This is a genomic window from Citrobacter sp. wls718, assembly GCF_005280945.1.
Classification (GTDB): Bacteria; Pseudomonadota; Gammaproteobacteria; order Enterobacterales; family Enterobacteriaceae; genus Citrobacter; species Citrobacter gillenii.
The window spans coordinates 103,714-126,749 of record NZ_SZWV01000102.1; the positions used below are offsets into that span (position 1 = coordinate 103,714).

Here is a 23,036-nt window from a genome sequence, read left to right on the forward strand (position 1 = left end):
TAACGCTATACTAATGTCCCATAAATGGTCAGTAACGCAATAATCACCACCACCACAAACGATGTCTTTTTCGCCAGCGCCACGGCGGCTTTTGGCGTTTCGACTTTATCGGTGTGCGGTTCGCGCGCCAACGAGAACTGCGCCAGACGTGTTAACACCTGATACTGCGAAGTATGCAAATCCGCCAGAGAAGCAAACCACGCAGGCAGCGCCTTCTCACCATGCCCTAACAGCGCATAAACCACACCCGCCAACCGCACGGGGATCCAGTCCAGCACATGCAGGATCGCATCAATTCCTGACTGCAAACGCTGATGCGGTGTCTGATAGCGTGCCAGCCAGGACTGCCATGCACGTAAAAAGGCATAACCGACCAGCGTCACCGGACCCCACGCGCCGCCGACAATCAGCCAGAACAGCGGTGCCAGATAAAAGCGAAAGTTATTCCACAACAGCGCATTTTGCAGCTCGCGTAAATACTCACGCTCATTGCACTCCGGCGGGACGCCATGGATCAGCGTTAACTCACTGGCCATCGCCTCACGGGCATGGGCATCATTGCGCAACGCCGCATTCAGGTACGCATGATAATGCAGACGCACCTTACCCGCGCCGATGCACAGCACACCAATTAAGATCCACACCACCAGCAGCGGAACGTTAAACAGCAGCCCGTACAGCGCACGCAGCAGCAGCAATGTCACCCCCATCGCTATCATTGTCATGCCAAGGGTTCGGGCCATAGAAAAATGCTTAATCCGGCGAAAAAAGGCTTCCGTTCGGTGATCGAGCTGCCAGTGTTCACCCAGCTTAAACAAGCGCTCAACGATCAGCACCAGTAATGTTGTAAACAGCGTCATGTCATCTCCTTGTGTGACGAGGGGGTGACCAGAGCGCGAAACCTTTCCCAGTCAAAAGACGCGCCAGGATCGGTCTTACGCTCGGGCGCAATATTGCAATGCCCAGTTATGTTATTGGCAATCGCCGGATAACGCTGAATCAGGACATGCGTTACAGCCGCCAACTGCTGGTACTGCGCATCGGTATAGGCCAGCGTATCCGTCCCTTCCAGCTCAATACCGATCGAAAAATCATTACAACGCTCACGTCCCTGATAGTTCGACACGCCCGCATGCCAGGCACGTTTATCAAAAGGGACATACTGGACGATTTCACCATCGCGGCGAATCAGACAATGGGCCGAAACGCGCAAATGGGCGATTTCAGCAAAAAAAGGATGGGCGTTAGGATCAATTGTTCCCGTGAATAACGCGTCGATCCACGGACCACCAAATTCACCCGGCGGCAGGCTAATATTATGCACTACCAGCAAAGAAGGGTTTTCGTCATCCGGGCGGCAATCATAATGAGGAGAAGGAACGCGTCGCGCCTCCGCCAGCCAACCCTTATCTAACAACATGCAGAATCTCCTTATTGGTGGTGCTCATATCGGGTTCAGGGTAGCATGTTTCTCTCTTATGATTCGTTAGCTATTTGGAGTTTTATCATGCCGCCTCGCCGCTATAACCCTGACTCCCGACGTGACGCGCTGTTGGAACGCATCAACCTGGATATCCCTGCCGCTGTCGCTCAGGCGCTGCGTGAAGATTTAGGCGGCGACGTTGATGCCAGGAACGATATCACTGCACAACTTTTGCCAGAGGATATGCGCTCCCACGCCACCGTGATTACCCGCGAAGAGGGCGTTTTTTGTGGAAAACGTTGGGTGGAAGAGGTCTTTATTCAACTTGCTGGCGATGATGTAAAAATCAGCTGGCACGTTGAAGATGGCGACAGCATTAAAGCGAATCAGCCATTGTTTGAACTGGACGGCCCCTCCCGCGTATTGCTGACCGGCGAACGCACTGCCCTTAACTTTGTGCAGACGTTGTCCGGCGTCGCCAGTGAAGTACGCCGCTACGTCGACCTGCTGACAGGGACAAAGACGCAGCTACTGGATACGCGTAAAACCCTGCCAGGGCTACGTACCGCGCTAAAATATGCCGTGCTGTGCGGCGGTGGCGCGAATCACCGTCTGGGACTTTCTGACGCTTTCCTGATTAAAGAAAATCACATTATTGCCTCTGGCTCGGTGCGTCAGGCCGTAGAGAAAGCCTTCTGGCTGCATCCGGACGTTCCTGTTGAAGTGGAAGTGGAAAGTCTGGATGAACTGGACGACGCGCTGAAAGCCGGGGCGGACATCATCATGCTCGACAATTTCGAGACCGACCAAATGCGCGAAGCGGTAAAACGGACCAACGGCCAGGCGCGTCTGGAGGTTTCAGGAAACGTCACCTATGAAACGCTGCGTGAATTTGCCGAAACCGGCGTGGATTTCATCTCCGTCGGTGCTCTGACCAAGCATGTGCGCGCGCTCGATCTCTCCATGCGTTTTCGTTAATTGCTCATGGTAATGCCCGATGGCGCTTCGCTTATCGGGCCTACAACCCCAGCCGGATAAAGCATTTACGCTGCCATCCGGCAGTTTCTTCGCATTCCCTCGCAAACACGTTGTCTGCTTGTGTAATTTCGTAAAAACCCTCTGAACCTGCCTTCCCGTTCTATTTTTTGCCCTTCGCCTAAGTACCTTCCGGTTTGCCACAGTAGCGTCAGCTAACTCAAGGAGCGAACTATGGACAAGCAACGAGGCTTCACGCTTATCGAACTGATGGTGGTCATTGGCATCATTGCCATTCTCAGTGCCATCGGTATTCCGGCTTATCAGAACTATCTACGTAAGGCGGCACTGACCGACATGCTGCAAACCTTTGTCCCCTATCGCACTGCTGTCGAGCTCTGCGCGCTGGAGCATGGTGGTACGGATACCTGTGATGCCGGGGCCAATGGTATTCCCTCTCCTGCCACCACGCGCTATGTCTCCGGCATGAGCGTCGAAAAAGGCGTCGTCAGCCTCACCGGGCAGGAAAGCCTCAACGGTCTGAGCGTCACCCTGACGCCCAACTGGGACAATGCCAACGGTATTACCGGCTGGAGCCGTAATTGCAACATCCAAAATGACGGTGCTTTGCAGCAGGCCTGTGAAGACGTTTTCCGTTTTGATGCCAACTAAGGAACAACGATGAATACCACGCAACTGACGGCACTATGCCAACGCTATCAAGGAATATTACTGGATGCAGACAATGACGTGGTTCACATCGCCGTCGTGGATGCGCCTTCCCACGAACTGCTGGATGCACTGCATTTTGCCACGACCAGACGCATCGACATCGTGTGCTGGACGCGCCAGCAAATGGAAGGTCACGCGCACAAACCGCGGCAAATGCTGCCAGCGGTCATCCCTGAAAGCAGCGCGACAGCAGCAGAATTACTCACACAGACGCTACAATCCGCGCTGGTAAAACGGGCATCTGATATTCACATTGAGCCCGCACAACATCACTATCGGATACGGCTACGCGTAGATGGCGTGCTGCACTCGTTACCGGAGGTGTTGACGGAGAGGGGTATTGCGCTTACCGCAAGGTTAAAAGTGCTGGCCAGTCTGGACATTGCCGAGCACCGACTACCGCAGGATGGGCAATTTACCGTTGAGATTTCAGGTGCCCCCATCTCATTTCGCATTGCGACACTCCCCTGTCGCTACGGAGAAAAAGTGGTGTTACGCCTGCTGCATCAGGTTGAGCAGGCGTTGGAAATTAACGCGCTGGGTATGCAGGACGCGCAGATGGTCACCTTTGCGCAAGCCTTACAGCAGCCTCAAGGGTTGATTCTGGTCACCGGTCCGACCGGAAGTGGCAAAACGGTCACGCTTTACAGCGCGCTACAAACCCGAAATACCCCGGAGGTGAATCTGTGTAGTGTAGAAGATCCGGTAGAGATCCCGATTGACGGGGTAAACCAGACGCAAATTCACCCACGCGCAGGCCTGACGTTTCAGGGTGTATTACGTGCACTGCTGCGCCAGGATCCCGACATTATTATGGTGGGTGAAATCCGCGACGGTGAAACAGCAGAGATCGCCCTTAAAGCCGCGCAAACCGGTCATCTGGTTCTTTCAACGCTGCATACTAACTCCACCAGTGAAACACTGGTACGCCTGCAGCAAATGGGCGTCGCCCGATGGATGATCGCCTCCGCGCTGACGCTGGTTATCGCCCAGCGATTAGTCAGAAAACTGTGCCCCCATTGTCGGCAGCGCCTTGATGTCCCGGTCACGCTGCCAGCATCGCTCTGGCCCACGCCGCTTCCGCGCTGGCAGGCTCCAGGCTGCGAACACTGCTATCAGGGATTTTATGGCCGCACGGCGCTGTTTGAAGTTCTGCCCATCACACCCACAGTACGCCAGCTCATCGCTAACGGTACCACTGCTGACATAGTGGAATCCGGCGCCCATCAGGCGGGAATGAACTCACTTTTCGAGAACGGATGTCAGGCGGTTGAAAGAGGGTTAACGACGTTTGAAGAGCTCATCCGTATACTGGGCATGCCCCATGCCCGTTAAGCAACTCTGGCGATGGCAAGGCATAAACGCTCAGGGTCAGCCCGCAGAAGGTGCGCTATGGTCGGACGATCGCCCCTCGCTGGTCTATGCGCTGCAACAACTGCACATTACGCCAATTCGTATTAAGAGTATGCGTGTTAAAAGCTCGCACTGGCGTAGAGAACAAAGCACGGAAGTCATACACCAGTTAGCCACATTACTGAAAGCAGGGTTGACGCTTTGCGACGGATTAACACTGCTTGCCGACCAGCATCCCAGCAATCAGTGGCAGGCACTACTGCGCTCGCTGGCTTACGACATGGAACAAGGTATGTCACTGTCCGCCTCGCTGTCGCGTTGGCAACACGTTTTTCCGCCACTTTACCAGGCGATGATTCGCACCGGAGAGCTTACCGGCAAACTGGACGTCTGCTGTTTTGAACTGGCCCGCCAGCAGACACAACAGCAGCAGCTGACCGATAAAGTTAAAAAAGCACTGCGTTACCCAGTCATCATTCTCACCATGGCGGTAATGGTCGTCATCGCGATGCTGCACTTTGTACTACCTGAATTTGCCGCCATCTATCGTACGTTCAACACCCCGCTACCGGCGTTAACGCAGGGGATTATGACCCTTGCCCATTACAGCAGTCGATGGGGATGGATGATCGGATTACTCGGCCTGGTGCTGGGGGTGACATATAGCCTGATACAGCAAAAACCGTCCTGGCTTATTCTGCGTCAGCGTTTTTTGCTGCGCTGTCCGGTTATGGGACCGCTGGTCAGGGGCCAAAAACTCACGCAGATCTTCACCGTTCTGGCGTTGACGCAAAACGCGGGAATTCCCTTTCTACAAGGTCTGGAGAGCGTAGCGGAAACCCTCGCCTGCCCTTTCTGGTCACAACGATTAGCGCAGGTACACCGAGACATCAGTGCCGGAAAACCGGTCTGGCAAGGGCTGAAAAATGCTGGAGAATTTAGTCCACTGTGTTTACAGCTGGTGAGAACCGGTGAAGCTTCCGGCTCGCTGGATGCGATGCTGCATAATTTGGCCCGGCATCATAGCGAAAACACAATGTCTCAGGCCGAGAATCTGGCTGCGCTGCTTGAGCCTGCATTGCTTGTGATTACGGGATTAATTATCGGCACGCTGGTAGTGGCGATGTATTTACCGATTTTTCATCTGGGAGATGCGATGAGCGGAATGGGGTAAATTCAGATGCCGGATGGCGGCGTAAACGCCTTATCCGGCCTACGAAAATCATGAACGTAGGCCTGATAAGCTGAGCGCCATCAGGCATTTTACATCGTGCTATGTGTTCTTACAGGCTATTGAAAATACGGTTTTCTTGTTCCTGCACACGAATAAAGGTTGTACGTTTGGTCAACTCTTTCAGACGAGACGCACCGACGTAAGTGCAGGCAGAACGCAGACCGCCGAGGATATCACGGGCGGTATTCTCAACCGGACCTCGCAGTGGCAGCTTAACGGTTTTACCTTCAGCTGCACGGTACTGGGCAACACCACCCACGTGACGCGTCATGGCGGACTCAGAGCTCATACCGTAGAACAGCATAAATTTCTCACCGTTCTCTTCCACCACTTTACCGCCGCTTTCTTCGTGACCGGCCAGCATACCACCCAGCATGACGAAGTCTGCACCGCCGCCAAACGCTTTTGCCACGTCACCCGGCATCGTGCAACCGCCATCGCTGACAATCATACCGCCCAGACCGTGTGCAGCATCCGCACATTCGATAACCGCTGACAGCTGCGGATAGCCCACGCCGGTTTTTACTCGTGTGGTACAAACAGAACCAGGACCAATACCGACTTTGACGATATCCGCGCCAGAAAGCACCAGCTCTTCACACATTTCACCGGTCACCACATTACCGGCACAGATTGTTTTCGTCGGCCATGCTTCGCGTGCTTTCGACACAAACTGAACGAAATGCTCTGAGTAGCCATTTGCCACATCAATGCAAATGAAGTTCAGCGCAGGATTCAGCGCCAGAATTTGTTTGGTTTTTTCGAAATCGGTGTCAGATGTCCCGGTCGAAACCATCACGTGTTTGATGACATCAGCAGATGCATTCGCAACGAAAGCAGACCAGTCTTCTACGGAATAGTGTTTATGTACAGCAGTCAGAATGTCGAAAGAGGCAAGCGCGGTTGCCATGGCAAACGTTCCGACAGTGTCCATATTTGCGGCGATGATTGGCACGCCGGACCATTTCTGACCTGAATGTTTAAAGGTAAATTGACGTTCCAGCTCAACATCGGAACGGCTTTTGAGAGTAGAACGCTTAGGGCGGATAAGAACGTCTTTGAAACCTAACTTCAGATCTTCTTCGATACGCATGTGCGGATTCCTGGGGTTAATGGCGAAAAATCGAAACTCACAACTCCAGTGACGCTATCATACGCACTAATCAATACCGCGCAAGACTGCGAAATTCTCTTTTTTTACGCTACAATCCCATAAATTTACCTGGCGCAGAGTAGGTCAATCCTGCAGCAGCCTCGCCTTCGCATGCTTAACTTTTAACTGTTTGATAATCAAACTTAAACTCCAGGATCCGGATCTATGAGGTATACGGTAGCCTTAACTGGCGGTATTGGCAGTGGTAAAAGTACCGTTGCCAATGCGTTCGCTGACCTCGGAATAAACGTGATTGACGCCGATATTATTGCGCGTCAAGTTGTTGAGCCTGGTACGCCTGCCCTTAAAGCGATTGCTGAACATTTTGGCAGTGAACTCATCGCCGCAGATGGCACGTTGCAACGGCGAATTTTACGCGAACGTATTTTTTCCGATCCTGATGAAAAGTCCTGGCTGAACGCCCTGCTCCATCCACTGATTCAACAGGAAACTCAGCGCCAGTTTCAGCAAGCGACATCTCCTTATCTGTTATGGGTTGTCCCCCTGCTGGTTGAAAACTCACTGTACAAAAAGGCCAATCGCGTACTCGTGGTGGATGTTACTCCCGAGACCCAGCTCAGACGAACCATGCAGCGTGATGATGTGACACGCGAACATGTTGAACAAATTTTGGCAGCCCAGGCAACACGTGAAGCTCGTCTTGCCGTGGCTGACGATGTTATTGATAATAATGGCGCACCGGATGCCATCACCTCGGATGTCGCCCGCCTGCACGCGCGCTATTTGCACTGCGCGTCGCAGTTTGTCTCACAGGAAAAACCGTAATGCACACCCAGGTCCTTTTTGAACACCCTCTCAATGAGAAGATGCGTACATGGCTGCGCATTGAGTTTCTGACCCAGCAACTCTCCGTTAACTTACCCATTGCCGATTATGCAGGCGCACTGCATTTTTTTAGAAATATTGGGGATTTATTGGATGTATTTGAACGCGGCGAAGTCCGTACCGAACTCCTCAAGGAACTGGAACGACAACAGCGTAAACTTCAGGCCTGGGTTGAAGTTCCCGGCGTCGATCAAAGCAGAATAGATGCCCTGCGCCAGCAGTTAAAAAGCGCAGGCAGCGTTTTGATTTCAGCACCGCGTATTGGACAAACGCTACGTGAAGATCGCCTGATTGGTCTTGTACGCCAGCGTTTAAGTATTCCTGGTGGATGCTGCAGTTTTGATTTGCCAACTCTGCATATCTGGCTGCATCTGCCTCAGTCGCAGCGAGATGTGCAGGTTGAAAACTGGCTTGCCAGCCTGAATCCACTGACTCAGGCACTGACGCTGGTTCTGGATCTAATCCGTAATTCGGCACCGTTCCGTAAGCAAACTAGCCTGAACGGTTTTTACCAGGATAACGGTGACGATGCGGATTTGCTACGTTTGCATCTGCCGCTTGATTCACAGCTCTACCCGCAGATATCCGGTCATAAAAGCCGTTTTGCCATTCGTTTTATGCCGCTGGATAGCGAAAATGGCCAGGTACCAGAACGCCTCGATTTTGACCTGGCGTGCTGTTAAGGAGTAAACATGTCTGAACAAACCATCGTCAACTGCCCAACCTGTGGTAAACCCGTCGTCTGGGGGGACGTGAGTCCGTTTCGCCCATTTTGCTGTAAACGCTGTCAGTTAATCGATTTGGGCGAATGGGCCGCAGAAGAGAAGCGTATTCCCAGCTCCGGCGACTTATCAGAAAGCGATGACTGGAGTGAAGAGCAGAAGTAATTCTGCTAAAGCGTAGGCCGGATAAGGCAACGCCGCATCCGGCATTTTTATGCCATTCTGCCGGATGACGCTGCGCTTATCAGGCCTACGAATACCGTTCATTATCCCGCAATCAGCTTGTTAATCACCGGTTCATTGGCCGGCGGAAAATCCTCTGCATTCAGTGCAGACTGCGCAACCCACTGCGCCGGTTGCCCCTCTTTACCCCATGGCTCACCTTCCCAGCTGTCGACCAGCCAGAACCACAGCGTGATGTGTCGGTCCGGGAACGCGTACTCCAGCTTTTCGAACAGCGTACTATGAACGGGTGTAATCCCGACTTCTTCCTGTAGCTCTCGAATCAGCGCCTGCTCAGGGGTTTCGCCTGCTTCAATTTTGCCACCGGGGAATTCCAGCTTATTCGCCATGTGGGCATCCGCGGCACGCTGAGTAATAAAAATCTCTTTTTGCTGATTACGAATAATCCCAACGGCAATTTGCAGTATTTTCATTTTGTTTATCCATAAAAAAGGCGCAGAATTCTGCGCCTTTTCAGTGAGTTATTTGCTTAGCTCAATCGACCATGGCACTGCTTGAATTTTTTACCAGAACCGCAAGGGCACGGATCGTTACGACCGACTTTACGATCGCCGGTCTGCGCAGCAAGTTCTTCTGCTACAGCAGATTCATCATCTTTGTGGCTCAGTTGCTGCATCTGCGCTAAACGCTCAGCATCTTCGCGACGCTGCTGCTCCATTGCTTCGACTTCTTCAGGCATACGCACCTGAACTTTGCTCAGAGTACTGATCACTTCATATTTCAGCGACTCCAGCATCGATGCAAACATAGAGAAGGATTCACGCTTGTATTCCTGCTTCGGATCCTTCTGCGCATAACCACGCAGGTGAATACCCTGACGCAGGTAGTCCATTGCTGCCAGGTGCTCTTTCCACAGGGAATCGAGGGTTTGCAGCATCACGCCTTTTTCGAAGTGGCGCATCATTTCTGCGCCCACAACCTCTTCTTTACGCTGATACACTTCAATGGCGTTAGCCAGAATACGTTCACGCAGCGTCTCTTCATGCAGCTCAGGTTCTTTATCCAGCCACTCTGAAATCGGCATCTCGAGGTCGAAATCGTTTTTCAAACGTTCCTGCAGGCCCGGAATATCCCACATTTCTTCCAGCGACTGAGGCGGAATATAAGCATCAATAGTAGCTTTGAAGACGTCTTCACGGATGCTGTTGATAGTTTCGCTAACGTCAGTCACATCCAGCAGTTCGTTACGCTGGGTGTAGATGGCGCGACGCTGATCGTTGGCAACATCATCGTATTCCAGCAGCTGTTTACGAATATCGAAGTTGCGGCTTTCTACTTTACGCTGCGCGTTGGCGATGGCTTTGGTTACCCACGGGTGCTCGATCGCTTCGCCCGGCTTCATACCCAGTTTACGCATCATTCCTGACACACGGTCAGAGGCAAAAATACGCATCAACGCATCTTCCATCGACAGGTAGAAACGAGAAGAACCCGCATCCCCCTGACGGCCAGAACGACCACGCAGCTGGTTATCGATACGACGAGATTCGTGACGTTCGGTACCAATGATGTGTAAACCACCGGAGGCTAATACCGCGTCGTGACGCACCTGCCAGTCGGCTTTAATCTGCGCGATTTGCTCTTCGGTCGGGTTCTCCAGCTCGGCAACTTCTGCCTGCCAGCTCCCGCCCAGCACGATATCCGTACCACGACCCGCCATGTTGGTGGCGATGGTCACGGCTGACGGATAACCCGCCTGTGCAACGATCGCCGCTTCGTTGGCGTGGAACTTGGCATTCAGCACGTTGTGCTTAATACCGGCTTTGGTTAGCTCGTTAGAAACCACTTCAGATTTTTCGATGGAGATAGTCCCCACCAGCACCGGCTGACCGTTAGCGGTACGCTCTTTAATATCTTCAATAATAGCCTGAATTTTTTCCGCTTCAGTCATGTATACCAGATCCGGTAAATCCTTACGGATCATCGGACGGTTGGTCGGCACGACAACGGTATCCAGTTTGTAGATAGAGCTGAACTCAAACGCTTCGGTATCCGCTGTACCGGTCATACCGGCCAGTTTTTCGTACAAACGGAAGTAGTTCTGGAAGGTGATGGATGCCAGCGTCTGGTTTTCATTCTGGATATCCACGCCTTCTTTCGCTTCAACGGCCTGGTGCAGACCATCGGACCAGCGACGGCCCTGCATGGTACGTCCGGTGTGTTCGTCGACAATGATAACTTCGCCGTCTTTCACAATGTAATCAACATCGCGAGTAAACAGGACGTGCGCGCGCAGCGCGGCGGTTACGTGATGCATCAGCATAATGTTGCCCGGAGAGTACAGTGACTCGCCTTCATCCATGATGCCTTCATTCACCAGCAGTTCTTCGATCAGTACCAGACCTCGTTCGGTCAGGTTCACCTGACGCGCCTTCTCATCGACAGAGAAGTGGCCTTCGCCCTGGAAGGTGTCAGAATCGTCTTTCTCCTGACGCACCAGATGCGGGATGATTTTGTTCACTTTTTTATACATTTCCGAGCTGTCTTCAGCCGGGCCGGAAATAATCAGCGGCGTACGCGCTTCATCGATCAGGATGGAGTCAACTTCATCCACCAGCGCATAGTGCAGTTTACGTTGAACGCGCTCTTCCGGGCTAAACGCCATGTTGTCGCGCAGGTAGTCAAAACCGTATTCGTTGTTGGTACCGTAGGTGATATCGGCGGCATAGGCTTCACGCTTAGCAGGCGCGGGCAGGCCAGACATGTTGATCCCTACGGTCATACCGAGGAACTCGAACAGTGGGCGGTTATTCTCGGCATCACGCTGTGCCAGATAGTCGTTGACGGTCACCACGTGTACGCCTTTACCGCTTAACGCGTTCAGGTATGCCGGCAGCGTCGCGGTCAGCGTTTTACCTTCACCGGTACGCATCTCAGCGATGCAGCGCTCGTTGAGCACCATACCGCCCAGCAGCTGCACGTCGAAGTGGCGCATACCAAATACGCGTTTACTCGCTTCACGTACCACCGCGAATGCTTCAGGGATCAGGCTCTCAACGGTCGCGCCTTTTTCCAGACGCGCGCGGAACTCAGCGGTCTTCGCTTTCAGTTCATCATCGGAGAGTTTTTCCATCTCCGGTTCCATGGCATTGATGACGTTGACCACTTTGCGCATACGACGCAGTGTACGTTCGTTACGACTACCGAATACTTTCGTTAATAATTTGATTAGCATAATAAAATCTCAAACGCCCCGCAGCGCGGAGTCAAAAATTATAGTTGGAAGGTTCTTTTTTCAGCTGAGGCGTTGAGGACCGGCGCGGATCCCCTGCAGCTGGCTTATCCAGACAGGAACGCTAAACGCGGCTTGAGAAGTAAAATGGGCATACGTCACGCGACTTACGGTCGCCGGCGGGTTGCCTTCCTGCGTCAGCATCGCGCTGAGCGTATTCAGTAAAGCAAGATGATGCGCCTGATTCGGCAATGGATCTTCGGCAACGGGTAACGCCTGAGGAGCCATGGCAAAAGAAAGGTGGCGGATAACCGTACGAATAGCATGCTGATGCCAGTAATCGACGGTAAAATTCGGGCGACGATTGCTCGCCTCCAGCAACGCCAATTGGCTAAAGTTGACCTTAGCTGATTGATCGTGATTACGGGTGGTCGCCTTGGCGGGGGTATTCGGTTCAGCGGCATTACCGATCGCGGGCAGGCCAAAACTCGCCGCGACCATCCCCAATAAGAGATGCGGCCAGAAGTACCGTCTGCCTAACTGTCGCCAGCGCGTCAGTATTCCACTCACGTTTTTGCCACCTGATATACCCTGCATTTGGGGTTATAAATTCAAAACGATTTTTGCGCACGGATCTTATCATTAAAGCGACCGCTCCACAGCAGTAATGACAACCCGCCATGGGAAAATATGCTCAACAAAGCAGCGATCGCACACTATTTTAACGTTACGGCAGGGAAAAGTTTGCGTTGAGAAAGGCTACGTTAGTGAGTATATAAAAAAAACGACTGGCTTACCTGGCCGGAGAGAGTACCAGATTTACCAGTCGAATTTTGCGACAACGGGTGTCGTTACGCCAGTACGGTCGAAGGTGCTTTGAACGCCAGCGGCAGTTCTGCATCGTCCTGGAAGGTCACAAATTCCCAAGCTTCCTGTTTTGCCAGGACAGCCTGCAACAATTTATTATTCAATGCATGACCGGATTTATACGCGGTGAATGCACCAATAATGTTGTGACCACACATGAACAAGTCACCAATCGCGTCGAGCATTTTGTGACGAACGAATTCATCTTCAAAACGCAGGCCGTCTTCGTTCAATACGCGATAATCGTCAACAACGATGGCACAATCGAAGCTACCGCCCAGGCACAAGCCACGGGACTGCAGATATTCGATATCACGCATGAAGCCGAAAGTACGCGCACGGCTAATCTGGCGCATAAACGCATCCGCAGAGAAGTTCATCGCATAGCGCTGGGTGCTGGAATCAATCGCCGGATGGTTAAAGTCGATGGTAAAGTCCAACGAGAAACCATTGTACGGTTTGAATTCAGCCCACTTGTCGCCATCTTCGACACGAACGGTCTCTTTGATGCGTACAAATTTTTTGGCGCAGTTCAGTTCTTCAATACCTGCGTCAAGCAGCAGGTAAACGAACGGAGCAGCACTGCCATCCATGATCGGGATTTCCGGGGCATTAACCTCAATAACGATGTTATCGATGCCTAAGCCCGCCAGAGCAGCGTTGAGGTGCTCAACGGTTGAAATCCGTACATCATGCTCATTGACCAGACACGTACAGAGCATGGTATCACGCACAGATTTGGCATCGGCCGGGAAATCTACCGGAGGATTCAAGTCGGTGCGACGATAGATGACCCCGGTGTTGGCCGGCGCAGGGCGTAATGTCAGGGTGACTTTTTTGCCGGTATGCAAACCGACGCCAGTCGCCTGAACGATACGTTTAAGAGTCCTTTGTTTGATCATCGTATAATCTCGCCAAATTACCTATCCAACCGAAGTGTACTATACATTCGGTGGGCCAGTTTAGCACAAAGAGGCACAATTCCCAAATTCCAGCTAATTCTTAATCAGCTTGCTTACGCAGGAATGCGGGGATATCCAGATAATCCGGCTCTTTGGTGGTCTGCGGCGTATTGTCGTTGACCACTTTTGCTACCGGTTTCTGCTCTTGCGTCAACGGCGCCATACCGTGCTGCTGGTAACGATCCATTACCGGCTGCTGTACCTGCTTGTTGGTCACCAGAGTGATTTCCGGACGCTTGTCCATACCAATTCCAGTGGCCACCACGGTGACGCGCAGTTCGTCGTTCATATCCGGGTCCAGAGAGGTACCGATAACCACGGTCGCGTTATCCGAAGCAAATGCACGGATGGTGTTGCCCACGGTTTCGAACTCATCCAGACGCAGGTCGAAGCCCGCAGTGATGTTGACCAGCACGCCGCGTGCGCCAGACAGATCGATGTCTTCCAGCAGCGGAGAAGAGATCGCCATTTCAGCGGCTTCTTCTGCACGGTCTTCACCGCTCGCCACGCCAGATCCCATCATCGCGTAGCCCATTTCGGACATCACGGTGCGTACGTCTGCAAAGTCAACGTTCATCAGACCCGGACGGGTGATCAGCTCAGCGATACCCTGAACCGCGCCTTTCAGCACGTCGTTCGCTGCGCCAAACGCGTCCAGCAGTGAAATACCGCGACCCAATACTTTCAGCAGTTTGTCGTTCGGGATAGTGATCAGAGAGTCCACATGTTTGGACAGCTCGGTGATACCCTGCTCCGCGAATGCCATACGCTTCTTGCCTTCAAAGTTGAAAGGCTTAGTCACGACAGCAACGGTCAGAATACCTAAATCTTTTGCTACTTCAGCAACCACTGGCGCTGCACCGGTACCGGTACCGCCACCCATGCCTGCTGCGATGAACACCATGTCTGCGCCGTCAAGCGCTGCACGCAGAGCTTCACGATCTTCATCAGCCGCATTGCGACCGACTTCCGGGTTTGCACCCGCGCCCAGACCTTTGGTAATACCGCTACCAATCTGAATGGTCTGTCCAACCGCAGTCTTACGCAACGCCTGAGCGTCGGTATTCACCGCGAAGAATTCAACACCTTCGATGCGCTCGCGCACCATGTGTTCAACGGCATTACCGCCGCCGCCACCGACGCCGATGACTTTAATCACCGCGTCGTTGGTTAGTTCCATAGGTTCAAACATAGTTTCTCTCTCCGTTTTACACTTCATCCTTCAAGCCGCCTCTTTGTTGGCTGCCTTCACTCACTCCCGTCACATAGTAAACTATGCTCCAGGTGATTCGCTCAGTTGCCGCCATGATGCAACTTGAATGATGTTGTGTATGTGCCTGTCGCCTGAGACCGTAATTGTTGCCGGTCTCATAAAAATTAAAACTCTTTTCGCAGCCAACTGTTGAGTCGTTTGATCCACGATCCAACCGATGCTGTTACACGTTTTTCAACTTCAGCCTCACCACTCAAATGGGATTCTTTCCCGTAGTGAAGCAACCCCACTGCCGTTGAATAATACGGCTCTTGGGCATAATCTGTCAGACCGGTAATGTTCAGCGGTGCACCAATTCGCACCTGCGTGTGGAACACGCGTTGAGCGCAGGCCGCAAGGCCTTCAATTTGTGCCGCACCACCGGTTAATACAATCCCCGCCGCCAGATGATGTTTCACACCCTGCTGGCGAAGCTGTTCCTGTAATTGCAAAATCTCTTCGTTGACCAGGTTGAGCAGCTCGGTATAACGCGGCTCAATCACCTCTGCCAGGGTCTGACGCTGCAGACTGCGCGGCGGACGACCGCCCACGCTTGGCACCTCAACGCTTTCATCTTTACCGACGATAGATCCCAGCGCGCAGCCATGGCGCACTTTGATGGCTTCGGCATCGCTCGGCGGCGTACCAAAGGCATACGCGATATCGCTGGTTACCACATTCCCTGCGTAAGGGATCACTTTGGTGTGGCGCAACGCGCCGCCAGTATAAACGGCGATATCCATTGTACCACCACCAATATCGACTACGCAGACACCCAGCTCACGTTCGTCTTCCGTCAAGACAGAATAACTGGCTGCCAACCCGGCAAATATGAGTTGGTCAACTTTCAGGCCACAACGTTCAACAGCTTTAACAATATTCTTCGCCATGTCGTTGTGGCAGGTAATCAGATGCACTTTAGCCTGCATGCGTACGCCGGAAAGCCCTACCGGATTTTTAATGCCTTCCTGGTAGTCAATGGCGTATTCCTGCGGAATGACATGCAGAACACGATGCTCATCGCGTACGCGTACGGATTTCGCCGTATGCACCACGTTCTCTACGTCTTCCTGTGTCACTTCCTCTTCGGAAATGGGCACCATACCAATTTCATTCTGACAGCTAATATGTTTACCAGAAAGCGCCAGATACACCGAGGAAATCTGGCAATCCGCCATCAGTTCAGCCTGGTCAATGGCGCGCTGTACGCATTTCACCACTGACTCAAGGTCATTCACCCCGCCTTTATCCATACCTCGCGATGGGCAACTGCCCACGCCAATGATATTGACCATACCGTCGGGCAGAACTTCCCCTACTAAAGCGGCTACCTTCGCGGTGCCTATCTCCAGTCCAACTACCAGTTTTCTGTCCGTCGCCTTGATCATTGTTGTTCTGCCTGTGCCTGATTCTGTTGCTGATTAGATTCCTCAGGAGGCAAGGGAACCCAGCCTACTGCCGCTCCTGAGTCATAACGCAAATCAACGTAGCTAATCCTTTTGCCATCGGTTTGCGCCTGCTGCTGTAAAACCGGGTAGAGTTCCACAAAGCGAGCCAAACGTTTTATCGTATCGCCCCTGCCCAGATTCAGCTTAATATCGTTATTCAGCGTCAACTGCCAGGAACGACGCGCGGTCATTGCCGCTTCCTTCAGGGTGAATCTGTCCTTAGCCAGCACCTGCCCCATATCGCGGAACCCTTGCAGCACTTCACTTGCGCTACCTTCCGGGCCATACAACATCGGTAATACCTGCTTGTTGGAGCGACCCGTCGGTATGCTGAACGTATTTCCGTCTGCATCGACCATATGCTGATCATTCCAACGCGCTATTGGCACATATTCAACCAGATGAATCTTCAATTCATCAGGCCATTGCTTCCTGACGCTCGCCTGTTTAATCCATGGCAGGCGTTCAATCTGACTCTGGATGATGTTGACATCCTGAGTCATAAAGGTTCCTGGTGCGCCCAGCGCCAGGATGGACTGACGAATATCATCGTTGCGCGTGTAGTGACGCTCGCCGGTCAAAACCAGTTTTGACAACGGCAAACGCTGCGCATCTTCCATCCATCCCAACACTACCCAGCCGCTGACAAACACGGTGCACAGCACTGTCAGCAGGAAAATAATTCCTGCAAGACGCGTTCCATTGTTGCGGCGTGAGGAGAGAGCTTCTTCTTCATCATCACCGTTTCGCGTGTTCAGCGCAGCCTGCGACATATCAGTCCGCCAACTCCAAAATTCGTACCACCAACTGCGAGAAGCTCAGACCCGCCTGACGTGCCGCCATCGGCACCAGGCTGTGGCTGGTCATACCCGGAGAGGTATTCGCTTCCAGCAGATAAAACTGGTCATCACTGTCCAGCATGACGTCAATGCGACCCCACCCCTTACAGCCCAGCGCGGTCCATGCTTTCAGGACTAATGCCTGTAAAGCAGCCTCTTGTTCAACTTCCAGACCAGCAGGGCAGAAATATTGTGTCTCATCAGACAGATACTTCGCCTCATAATCATAGAAGGTTCCGGCCGGTTGGATACGTATTGACGGTAAAATTTCTTCGCCAAGTATTGCAACGGTAAATTCCGGGCCACTCAGCCATTTTTCAATCAGTACTTCTTCATCATGCTGAAAAGCCAATGCTAATGCAGCCTGCAAAGCATTTTCTTCTTCAACTTTTGACATCTCAACGCTGGAGCCTTCGCGGCTTGGCTTCACAATCAGCGGCAAGCCTAACGCAGAAATCTGCGTAACCACTTCATCGCTAAGCCCTTTTTCAAACTCAGCGCGGGTCAACGCCACCCATGGTGCAACAGGTAGCCCTGCCCCCTGCCACAGCAGCTTGCTGCGCAGTTTATCCATTGAGATAGCGGAAGCCATCACACCACTCCCGGTATAGGGCAAGCCTATCAACTCCAGCATGCCCTGCAAGGTACCATCTTCCCCACCACGGCCGTGCAGTGCAATAAACACCTTCTGAAAACCCATTGATTTCAGAAGCGTGACATCGACCTCTTTTGGGTCAACCGGGTGCGCATCCACGCCGCCTTCGCGTAAACCGGCTAGCACCGCTGCGCCTGAATTCAACGACACTTCTCGTTCTGCGGAGGTTCCGCCCAACAGGACCGCGATTTTATCAGCCATGTTGCTCTTCCTCCGGGTTTTGCGGCTTCAGTTTGATTTCAGCTAAGGAACGCGCGATTTTGCCGATATTTCCAGCGCCCTGCACCAAAATCAGATCGTTACCCGTTAACACCGATGCCAGCATTTCAGCCACCTGTGCCGGATCGGACACCAGGATCGGGTCAACCTTGCCACGGCCACGAATGGTACGGCACAGCGAACGGCTGTCAGCCCCCGGGATCGGCGTTTCACCTGCGGCATACACGTCCAGCATCAACAGCGCGTCAACCTGTGTCAGGACGTTAGCAAAGTCATCGTACAGATCGCGGGTACGCGTATAGCGGTGCGGCTGGAACAGCATCACCAGATTTTTGTCCGGCCAGCCCGCACGTGCGGCTTTGATCGTGGCATCCACTTCCGTCGGGTGATGCCCGTAGTCATCCACCAACATTGCGCTACCGGCTTTACCGTTGACGGGCTCCAGCGGGAATTCACCAAGGAAGTCAAAACGACGCCCAGTACCCTGGAAACTTTCCAGCGCGCGCAGAATAGCGTCGTCCTCAATACCCTCTTCGGTCGCTACCGCAACCGCGGCTGCCGCGTTCAGCGCATTGTGACGGCCTGGCGCATTTAACGTAACGCGCAGATCGGCCATCCCCTGACGCAACAGCGTAAAGTGACCCTGCGGGCCAATCTGCTGGTAATCTTCTATGCGTACGTCAGCATCATCGCTGAAACCATAGGTTGTAGTCTGACGACCGACGCGCGGTAACAATTCACGGATCACCGGATCGTCAACGCACATCACTGCACGACCATAAAACGGCAGGTTATGCAGGAAATTAATAAACGTCTGCTTTAAATTTTCGAAGTCGCCCTGGTAGGTATCCATGTGGTCAGCTTCGATATTGGTGACAATCGCCACCATCGGCTGCAAATGCAGGAACGACGCATCGCTCTCATCCGCTTCCGCAATTAAATAACGGCTATGGCCTAAGCGCGCATGTACGCCCGCCGCCTTCACCAGCCCACCGTTGACAAACGTCGGATCCAGCCCTGCTTCTGCGTAAATGCTGGAGACCATCGCGGTGGTCGTGGTTTTACCGTGCGTCCCGGCAATGGCGATACCATGACGAAAACGCATTAACTCAGCCAGCATCTCTGCGCGACGAATCACCGGAATACGCGCTTCATGCGCCGCCACAATTTCCGGGTTATCCGCAGAAATGGCGCTGGACACCACCACCACGCTCGCATCACGCACGTTTTCCGGGCGATGGTTGAAGAAAATCGTCGCGCCCAGATTACTCAGCTGTTGCGTGACCGGATTCGGCGCTAAGTCAGAACCGCTGATCTGATACCCTTCATTGGCCAAAACTTCGGCAATACCACCCATACCAGCACCACCGATGCCGACAAAGTGAATGTGCCGAACGCGACGCATTTCGGGCACGATGGAACGCAGTTTTGCCAATTGTTGTGTATTCATTCTTTAGCCATTAACTTCTCAGTTCATGCGATGCAAAAGGCATCGCCACAATTACGCCCGGGCAGCCCGGCTCACTGCATTTGCAACCCATTCGGTGGAATTCGGTATGGATGCATTACGAGCACGTTCTGCCATGGTTAATAAGGTTTCTCGCGACCACCCTTCAAGGGTGCTGGCGACGGCATCCACAGTAAACTGCGGCTGCTCTAAAATTTTGGCGGCGCCCGCTTTTTCCAGCGGCAACGCATTCCAGTACTGCTGTCGGTCTTTATGCTGGAACGGCACAAAAATCGCTGGCAGGCCCGCTGCTGCGATCTCGCTCACCGTTAGCGCGCCGGAGCGACAAACCACCACATCTGCCCACGCATAGGCTGCGGCCATATCATCAATAAATTCGGTGACCTTATGCTGCGGCTGTCCGGCATCAACATAGGCCTGTTCCACGGTCTGCTGTGCGCCTTTACCGCTCTGATGCCAGATAGTCACCGCGTCGCCAAGCTTTGCAGCAACCTGCGGCAGCGTTTGGTTCAGCACGCGCGCGCCCTGAGACCCCCCGACCACCAGCACGCGAACCGGACCTTCACGTCCAGCCAGGCGTTCTTCAGGTAATGGCAGCGCCAGCACATCGGTACGTACCGGGTTGCCCACCACTTCCGCATCCGGGAAGGCGCCGGGAAATGCCTGCATCACCGTCGTGGCAATCTTTGACAGCCATTTATTGGTTAAGCCTGCGATGCCGTTCTGCTCGTGCAGCACGACCGGAATGCCTAACGACCAGGCCGCCAGACCACCGGGGCCCGAGACATAACCGCCCATCCCCAGCACCACGTCAGGCTTAAACTGCTTCATGATGGCGCGAGCCTGGCGCCAGGCGTTAAAAATACGCACGGGTGCGGCCAGCAGTGCGTTGAGGCCCTTGCCACGCAAACCGGAGATACGAATAAAATCAATGTCAATGCCATGCTTCGGCACTAAGTCCGCTTCCATACGATCGGCGGTGCCCAGCCAACGAACCTGCCAGCCCTGGGCCATTAAATGGTGCGCAACCGCCAGTCCCGGGAACACATGCCCACCGGTACCGCCTGCCATCACCATTAACCGCTTCGGTTGACCACTCATCGTGCACCTCGTGTAAACGCCTGTGCTTTTTCCAGACGCGTTTCATAATCAATACGTAACAAAAACATGATGGCCGTCGACATGATCAACAGACTTGAACCACCATAACTAATCAGCGGCAGCGTCAGACCTTTCGTGGGCAGCATACCTGCCGCAGCCCCAACGTTAACCAGCGCCTGAAAACTAAACCAAACCCCAATCGAGCAGGCTAAAAAGCCAGAAAAACGGTGGTCAATTTCCAGCGCTTTACGGCCAATCGACATCGCGCGAAAAGCGACGAAGAATACCATTAAAAGTGCCAGTACCACACCGATATAACCCAGTTCTTCCCCAATAATGGCGAAGATAAAGTCAGTGTGCGCTTCCGGCAAATACTCCAGTTTTTGTACCGAATTCCCCAGCCCCTGCCCCCAAATCTCACCACGACCAAAGGCCATCAGGGATTGCGTCAGCTGGTAGCCGCTACCAAACGGATCCTCCCAGGGGTTCCAGAAAGAGGTTACGCGACGGATACGATACGGTTCGGCGAGGATCAGCAGCACCACCGCCGAGATCCCCATGCCGATGATGGCGATGAACTGCCACAATTTTGCACCGGCCAGAAACAGCATCGCCAGCGTGGTAACAAACAGCACCACCACAGTACCGAGGTCAGGCTGCGCCAGCAGTAGCACCGCCAGCACCAGGATCACGCCCATCGGTTTTAAGAAGCCGCGCAGGTTGTTACGCACCTCATCCACCTTACGTACCAGGTAGTTGGCGAGATAACAGAACAGCGACAGCTTGGTAAATTCCGCCGGCTGAATACGCAGCGGGCCCAGTGCAATCCAACGCGATGCCCCGTTAACCGAGCTGCCTACCACCAGTACGATCAGCAACATGATGATCGAGGCGATCAACATGGTGGTGCTGTACTTTTGCCAGAATTCCATCGGCAGACGTAGCGTGACCATCGCCAGACAGAACGCCAGGAAGATATACAGCGCATCACGTTTGGCGAACAGGAAAGGATCGCCCGCCAGACGTTGCCCAACGGGCATTGACGCCGATGTCACCATCACAAAACCAATCGCTGCCAGACCAAACGTCAGCCACAGCAACATGCGGTCATACATGATCAGGCTGTCCGCGTCTTTATCACGCGACGCCATCACCCAGCCTTTAAGCGCCGCGAAGATCCACGCCAGGACACCCAATCCCGGTATGCGCGGCATTCTCAGACGAGGGAGAGATAAACGCATCAACCCAACTCCTTCGCCAGGCGGGTAAAGACATCGCCACGCTGCTCAAAGTTTTTAAACTGGTCGAGGCTGGCGCAGGCCGGCGACAGCAACACCATATCGCCCGGTTTAACGCGCGGCGCGAGCAGACGCATCGCCTGCTCCATGGTTTCAGTTTGCTCGGCAACGTCTGGTCGCAGAGCGGCAAGCTGCGCCCCATCGCGACCAAAACAGTAAAGACGAATACGATCGCCAACCAGATAACGACTGAGCGGAGAAAAATCAGCGGATTTCCCGTCCCCGCCCAGCAGCAGATGCAGCGTGCCGTCAACGTGCAGGCCATTCAGCGCCGCTTCAGTACTGCCGACGTTGGTGGCTTTAGAATCGTTAATCCAGCGTACGCCGTTATGTTCCAGCACAACCTGAAAACGATGCGCCAGTCCGGTAAAGGTGGTTAGCGCTTTCAGGCTGGATGCCCGCGGCAGGCCCGCAGCATCCGCCAGCGCCAGCGCTGCCAGAGCGTTGGTATAGTTATGCTGACCGGAAAGCGTCATCTCTTTCACGTTCAGCACTTTTTCGCCCTTCACGCGCAGCCAGGTTTCGCCCTGCTGACGATTCAGGTGATAGTCACCCATATTGATGCCAAAGCTCACGCAGCGTTCATCAGCTCCGCGAACCGGCATCGTCAGCGCATCGTCGGCGTTAACCACACACACTTTCGCGTTCTCATAGACGCGCAGTTTCGCTGCACGGTACTGCTGCAACCCAAACGGGTAGCGATCCATATGATCTTCAGTCACGTTCAGAATAGTGGCCGCCACAGCCTGCAGGCTGGAGGTGGTTTCCAGTTGGAAGCTGGATAGCTCCAGAACGTACAGCTCGCGTTCAGCATCCAGCAGCATCAACGCAGGCAAACCAATATTACCGCCGACGCCGACATTCACCCCGGCCGCTTTCGCCATTTCACCGACCAGCGTGGTGACGGTGCTTTTACCGTTAGAACCGGTAATCGCCACGATCGGTGCCTGCGCTTCGCGACAGAACAGCTCAATGTCACCCACAATTTCAATACCAGCATCAGCGGCCGCGCTCAGCGCTGGATGCGCCAGGGCAATACCTGGGCTGGCGACGATGAGATCGGCGGCCAGCAGC

At 53.5% G+C, this 23,036-nt stretch carries 22 protein-coding genes; 7 read left to right on the plus strand and 15 right to left on the minus strand.

All coding sequences use genetic code 11. The features are described from left to right. Nucleotides 1-5: 5 nt before the first annotated feature. On the minus strand, nucleotides 6-860 hold the full coding sequence (gene ampE, locus FDW95_RS19180) for a beta-lactamase regulator AmpE (protein ID WP_115259445.1): 855 nt from the start codon (nucleotides 858-860) through the stop codon (nucleotides 6-8). Next, nucleotides 857-1,420 carry a 1,6-anhydro-N-acetylmuramyl-L-alanine amidase AmpD gene (gene ampD / locus FDW95_RS19185; protein WP_096758288.1) on the minus strand — a complete coding sequence of 188 codons (564 nt, stop codon included), beginning with the start codon at nucleotides 1,418-1,420 and terminating at the stop codon, nucleotides 857-859. The genes ampE and ampD overlap by 4 nt, the downstream gene beginning before the upstream one ends. Before the next feature lie 87 nt (nucleotides 1,421-1,507). Here ampD and nadC point away from each other — a divergent pair, with 87 nt between their 5' ends. The 4 genes from nadC (at nucleotide 1,508) to hofC (ending at nucleotide 5,657) form a co-directional block, all read left to right on the plus strand. Next, nucleotides 1,508-2,401, plus strand: a complete 894-nt coding sequence (gene nadC / locus FDW95_RS19190) for a carboxylating nicotinate-nucleotide diphosphorylase (RefSeq protein WP_115259996.1) — start codon at nucleotides 1,508-1,510, stop codon at nucleotides 2,399-2,401. 231 nt (nucleotides 2,402-2,632) lie between these two features. Further along, complete coding sequence (gene ppdD, locus FDW95_RS19195; protein WP_115259446.1) at nucleotides 2,633-3,070, plus strand: prepilin peptidase-dependent pilin; 438 nt, start codon at nucleotides 2,633-2,635, stop codon at nucleotides 3,068-3,070. A gap of 9 nt (nucleotides 3,071-3,079) precedes the next feature. Then, nucleotides 3,080-4,465, plus strand: coding sequence for a type II secretion system protein GspE (gene gspE / locus FDW95_RS19200; protein WP_115259447.1), 1,386 nt, complete (start codon nucleotides 3,080-3,082; stop codon nucleotides 4,463-4,465). Beyond that, nucleotides 4,455-5,657, plus strand: coding sequence for a protein transport protein HofC (gene hofC / locus FDW95_RS19205; RefSeq protein ID WP_115259448.1), 1,203 nt, complete (start codon nucleotides 4,455-4,457; stop codon nucleotides 5,655-5,657). Before gspE ends, hofC begins: the two co-directional genes overlap by 11 nt. Nucleotides 5,658-5,766: 109 nt before the next feature. On the opposite strand, the gene FDW95_RS19210 is transcribed toward hofC, so the two are convergent. After that, complete coding sequence (locus tag FDW95_RS19210) at nucleotides 5,767-6,810, minus strand: GMP reductase (RefSeq protein WP_115259449.1); 1,044 nt, start codon at nucleotides 6,808-6,810, stop codon at nucleotides 5,767-5,769. A 225-nt stretch (nucleotides 6,811-7,035) separates the two neighbouring features. Between FDW95_RS19210 and coaE the strand changes: the two genes are divergently transcribed. Genes coaE through yacG form a run of 3 tightly spaced genes read left to right on the plus strand, consistent with a single transcriptional unit; the run spans nucleotide 7,036 to nucleotide 8,603 of the window. Continuing rightward, the gene (gene coaE, locus FDW95_RS19215) at nucleotides 7,036-7,656 is read left to right on the plus strand and encodes a dephospho-CoA kinase (protein WP_115259450.1); all 621 of its coding nucleotides are present in this window, start codon (nucleotides 7,036-7,038) and stop codon (nucleotides 7,654-7,656) included. Continuing rightward, entirely contained in the window at nucleotides 7,656-8,399 is a 744-nt protein-coding gene (zapD, locus tag FDW95_RS19220; protein ID WP_115259451.1) for a cell division protein ZapD, read from the plus strand. Before coaE ends, zapD begins: the two co-directional genes overlap by 1 nt. A 9-nt stretch (nucleotides 8,400-8,408) precedes the next feature. After that, nucleotides 8,409-8,603, plus strand: a complete 195-nt coding sequence (yacG, locus tag FDW95_RS19225) for a DNA gyrase inhibitor YacG (protein ID WP_115259452.1) — start codon at nucleotides 8,409-8,411, stop codon at nucleotides 8,601-8,603. Between the two features lie 101 nt (nucleotides 8,604-8,704). On the opposite strand, the gene mutT is transcribed toward yacG, so the two are convergent. The 12 genes from mutT to murD form a co-directional block, all read right to left on the minus strand. Beyond that, a complete protein-coding gene (mutT, locus tag FDW95_RS19230) occupies nucleotides 8,705-9,094 on the minus strand; it encodes an 8-oxo-dGTP diphosphatase MutT (protein ID WP_115259453.1) in 390 nt (129 codons plus the stop codon). 56 nt (nucleotides 9,095-9,150) lie between these two features. Continuing rightward, nucleotides 9,151-11,856, minus strand: a complete 2,706-nt coding sequence (gene secA / locus FDW95_RS19235) for a preprotein translocase subunit SecA (protein WP_115259454.1) — start codon at nucleotides 11,854-11,856, stop codon at nucleotides 9,151-9,153. 60 nt (nucleotides 11,857-11,916) lie between these two features. Then, nucleotides 11,917-12,423: a secA translation cis-regulator SecM gene (secM, locus tag FDW95_RS19240; RefSeq protein ID WP_115259455.1), complete on the minus strand. Its 507-nt coding sequence runs from the start codon at nucleotides 12,421-12,423 to the stop codon at nucleotides 11,917-11,919. Nucleotides 12,424-12,704: 281 nt separating this feature from the next. Beyond that, nucleotides 12,705-13,622, minus strand: a complete 918-nt coding sequence (lpxC, locus tag FDW95_RS19245) for a UDP-3-O-acyl-N-acetylglucosamine deacetylase (RefSeq protein ID WP_045439825.1) — start codon at nucleotides 13,620-13,622, stop codon at nucleotides 12,705-12,707. Nucleotides 13,623-13,722: 100 nt separating this feature from the next. After that, nucleotides 13,723-14,874, minus strand: coding sequence for a cell division protein FtsZ (gene ftsZ / locus FDW95_RS19250; protein ID WP_003018753.1), 1,152 nt, complete (start codon nucleotides 14,872-14,874; stop codon nucleotides 13,723-13,725). Nucleotides 14,875-15,059: 185 nt separating this feature from the next. Continuing rightward, a complete protein-coding gene (gene ftsA / locus FDW95_RS19255) occupies nucleotides 15,060-16,322 on the minus strand; it encodes a cell division protein FtsA (RefSeq protein ID WP_003018755.1) in 1,263 nt (420 codons plus the stop codon). Further along, the gene (gene ftsQ / locus FDW95_RS19260; protein WP_096758299.1) at nucleotides 16,319-17,155 is read right to left on the minus strand and encodes a cell division protein FtsQ; all 837 of its coding nucleotides are present in this window, start codon (nucleotides 17,153-17,155) and stop codon (nucleotides 16,319-16,321) included. The genes ftsA and ftsQ overlap by 4 nt, the downstream gene beginning before the upstream one ends. Nucleotide 17,156: 1 nt before the next feature. Then, nucleotides 17,157-18,077 carry a D-alanine--D-alanine ligase gene (locus FDW95_RS19265; RefSeq protein WP_115259456.1) on the minus strand — a complete coding sequence of 307 codons (921 nt, stop codon included), beginning with the start codon at nucleotides 18,075-18,077 and terminating at the stop codon, nucleotides 17,157-17,159. Beyond that, nucleotides 18,070-19,545 (minus strand): UDP-N-acetylmuramate--L-alanine ligase, encoded by a 1,476-nt coding sequence (gene murC / locus FDW95_RS19270; RefSeq protein WP_115259457.1) that lies wholly within the window; start codon nucleotides 19,543-19,545, stop codon nucleotides 18,070-18,072. The genes FDW95_RS19265 and murC overlap by 8 nt, the downstream gene beginning before the upstream one ends. Before the next feature lie 51 nt (nucleotides 19,546-19,596). After that, entirely contained in the window at nucleotides 19,597-20,664 is a 1,068-nt protein-coding gene (gene murG / locus FDW95_RS19275) for an undecaprenyldiphospho-muramoylpentapeptide beta-N-acetylglucosaminyltransferase (RefSeq protein WP_115259458.1), read from the minus strand. Further along, complete coding sequence (ftsW, locus tag FDW95_RS19280; protein WP_096758303.1) at nucleotides 20,661-21,905, minus strand: cell division protein FtsW; 1,245 nt, start codon at nucleotides 21,903-21,905, stop codon at nucleotides 20,661-20,663. The genes murG and ftsW overlap by 4 nt, the downstream gene beginning before the upstream one ends. After that, a partial coding sequence (murD, locus tag FDW95_RS19285) for a UDP-N-acetylmuramoyl-L-alanine--D-glutamate ligase (RefSeq protein ID WP_249359248.1) occupies nucleotides 21,905-23,036 on the minus strand: 1,132 nt, incomplete at its 5' end. The genes murD and ftsW, both read right to left, overlap by 1 nt.

Bases quoted from the DNA above. Each gene is read 5' to 3' on its own strand.
- zapD (WP_115259451.1), top strand. From the start codon at position 7,656: ATGCACACCCAGGTCCTTTTTGAACACCCTCTCAATGAGAAGATGCGT.
- murG (WP_115259458.1), bottom strand. From the start codon at position 20,664: ATGAGTGGTCAACCGAAGCGGTTAATGGTGATGGCAGGCGGTACCGGT.
- ampD (WP_096758288.1), bottom strand. From the start codon at position 1,420: ATGTTGTTAGATAAGGGTTGGCTGGCGGAGGCGCGACGCGTTCCTTCT.
- yacG (WP_115259452.1), top strand. From the start codon at position 8,409: ATGTCTGAACAAACCATCGTCAACTGCCCAACCTGTGGTAAACCCGTC.
- coaE (WP_115259450.1), top strand. From the start codon at position 7,036: ATGAGGTATACGGTAGCCTTAACTGGCGGTATTGGCAGTGGTAAAAGT.
- secA (WP_115259454.1), bottom strand. From the start codon at position 11,856: ATGCTAATCAAATTATTAACGAAAGTATTCGGTAGTCGTAACGAACGT.
- ftsA (WP_003018755.1), bottom strand. From the start codon at position 16,322: ATGATCAAGGCGACGGACAGAAAACTGGTAGTTGGACTGGAGATAGGC.
- ppdD (WP_115259446.1), top strand. From the start codon at position 2,633: ATGGACAAGCAACGAGGCTTCACGCTTATCGAACTGATGGTGGTCATT.
- ampE (WP_115259445.1), bottom strand. From the start codon at position 860: ATGACGCTGTTTACAACATTACTGGTGCTGATCGTTGAGCGCTTGTTT.
- FDW95_RS19265 (WP_115259456.1), bottom strand. From the start codon at position 18,077: ATGGCTGATAAAATCGCGGTCCTGTTGGGCGGAACCTCCGCAGAACGA.
- mutT (WP_115259453.1), bottom strand. From the start codon at position 9,094: ATGAAAATACTGCAAATTGCCGTTGGGATTATTCGTAATCAGCAAAAA.
- lpxC (WP_045439825.1), bottom strand. From the start codon at position 13,622: ATGATCAAACAAAGGACTCTTAAACGTATCGTTCAGGCGACTGGCGTC.
- murC (WP_115259457.1), bottom strand. From the start codon at position 19,545: ATGAATACACAACAATTGGCAAAACTGCGTTCCATCGTGCCCGAAATG.
- FDW95_RS19210 (WP_115259449.1), bottom strand. From the start codon at position 6,810: ATGCGTATCGAAGAAGATCTGAAGTTAGGTTTCAAAGACGTTCTTATC.
- nadC (WP_115259996.1), top strand. From the start codon at position 1,508: ATGCCGCCTCGCCGCTATAACCCTGACTCCCGACGTGACGCGCTGTTG.
- ftsZ (WP_003018753.1), bottom strand. From the start codon at position 14,874: ATGTTTGAACCTATGGAACTAACCAACGACGCGGTGATTAAAGTCATC.
- gspE (WP_115259447.1), top strand. From the start codon at position 3,080: ATGAATACCACGCAACTGACGGCACTATGCCAACGCTATCAAGGAATA.
- ftsW (WP_096758303.1), bottom strand. From the start codon at position 21,905: ATGCGTTTATCTCTCCCTCGTCTGAGAATGCCGCGCATACCGGGATTG.
- hofC (WP_115259448.1), top strand. From the start codon at position 4,455: ATGCCCGTTAAGCAACTCTGGCGATGGCAAGGCATAAACGCTCAGGGT.
- ftsQ (WP_096758299.1), bottom strand. From the start codon at position 17,155: ATGTCGCAGGCTGCGCTGAACACGCGAAACGGTGATGATGAAGAAGAA.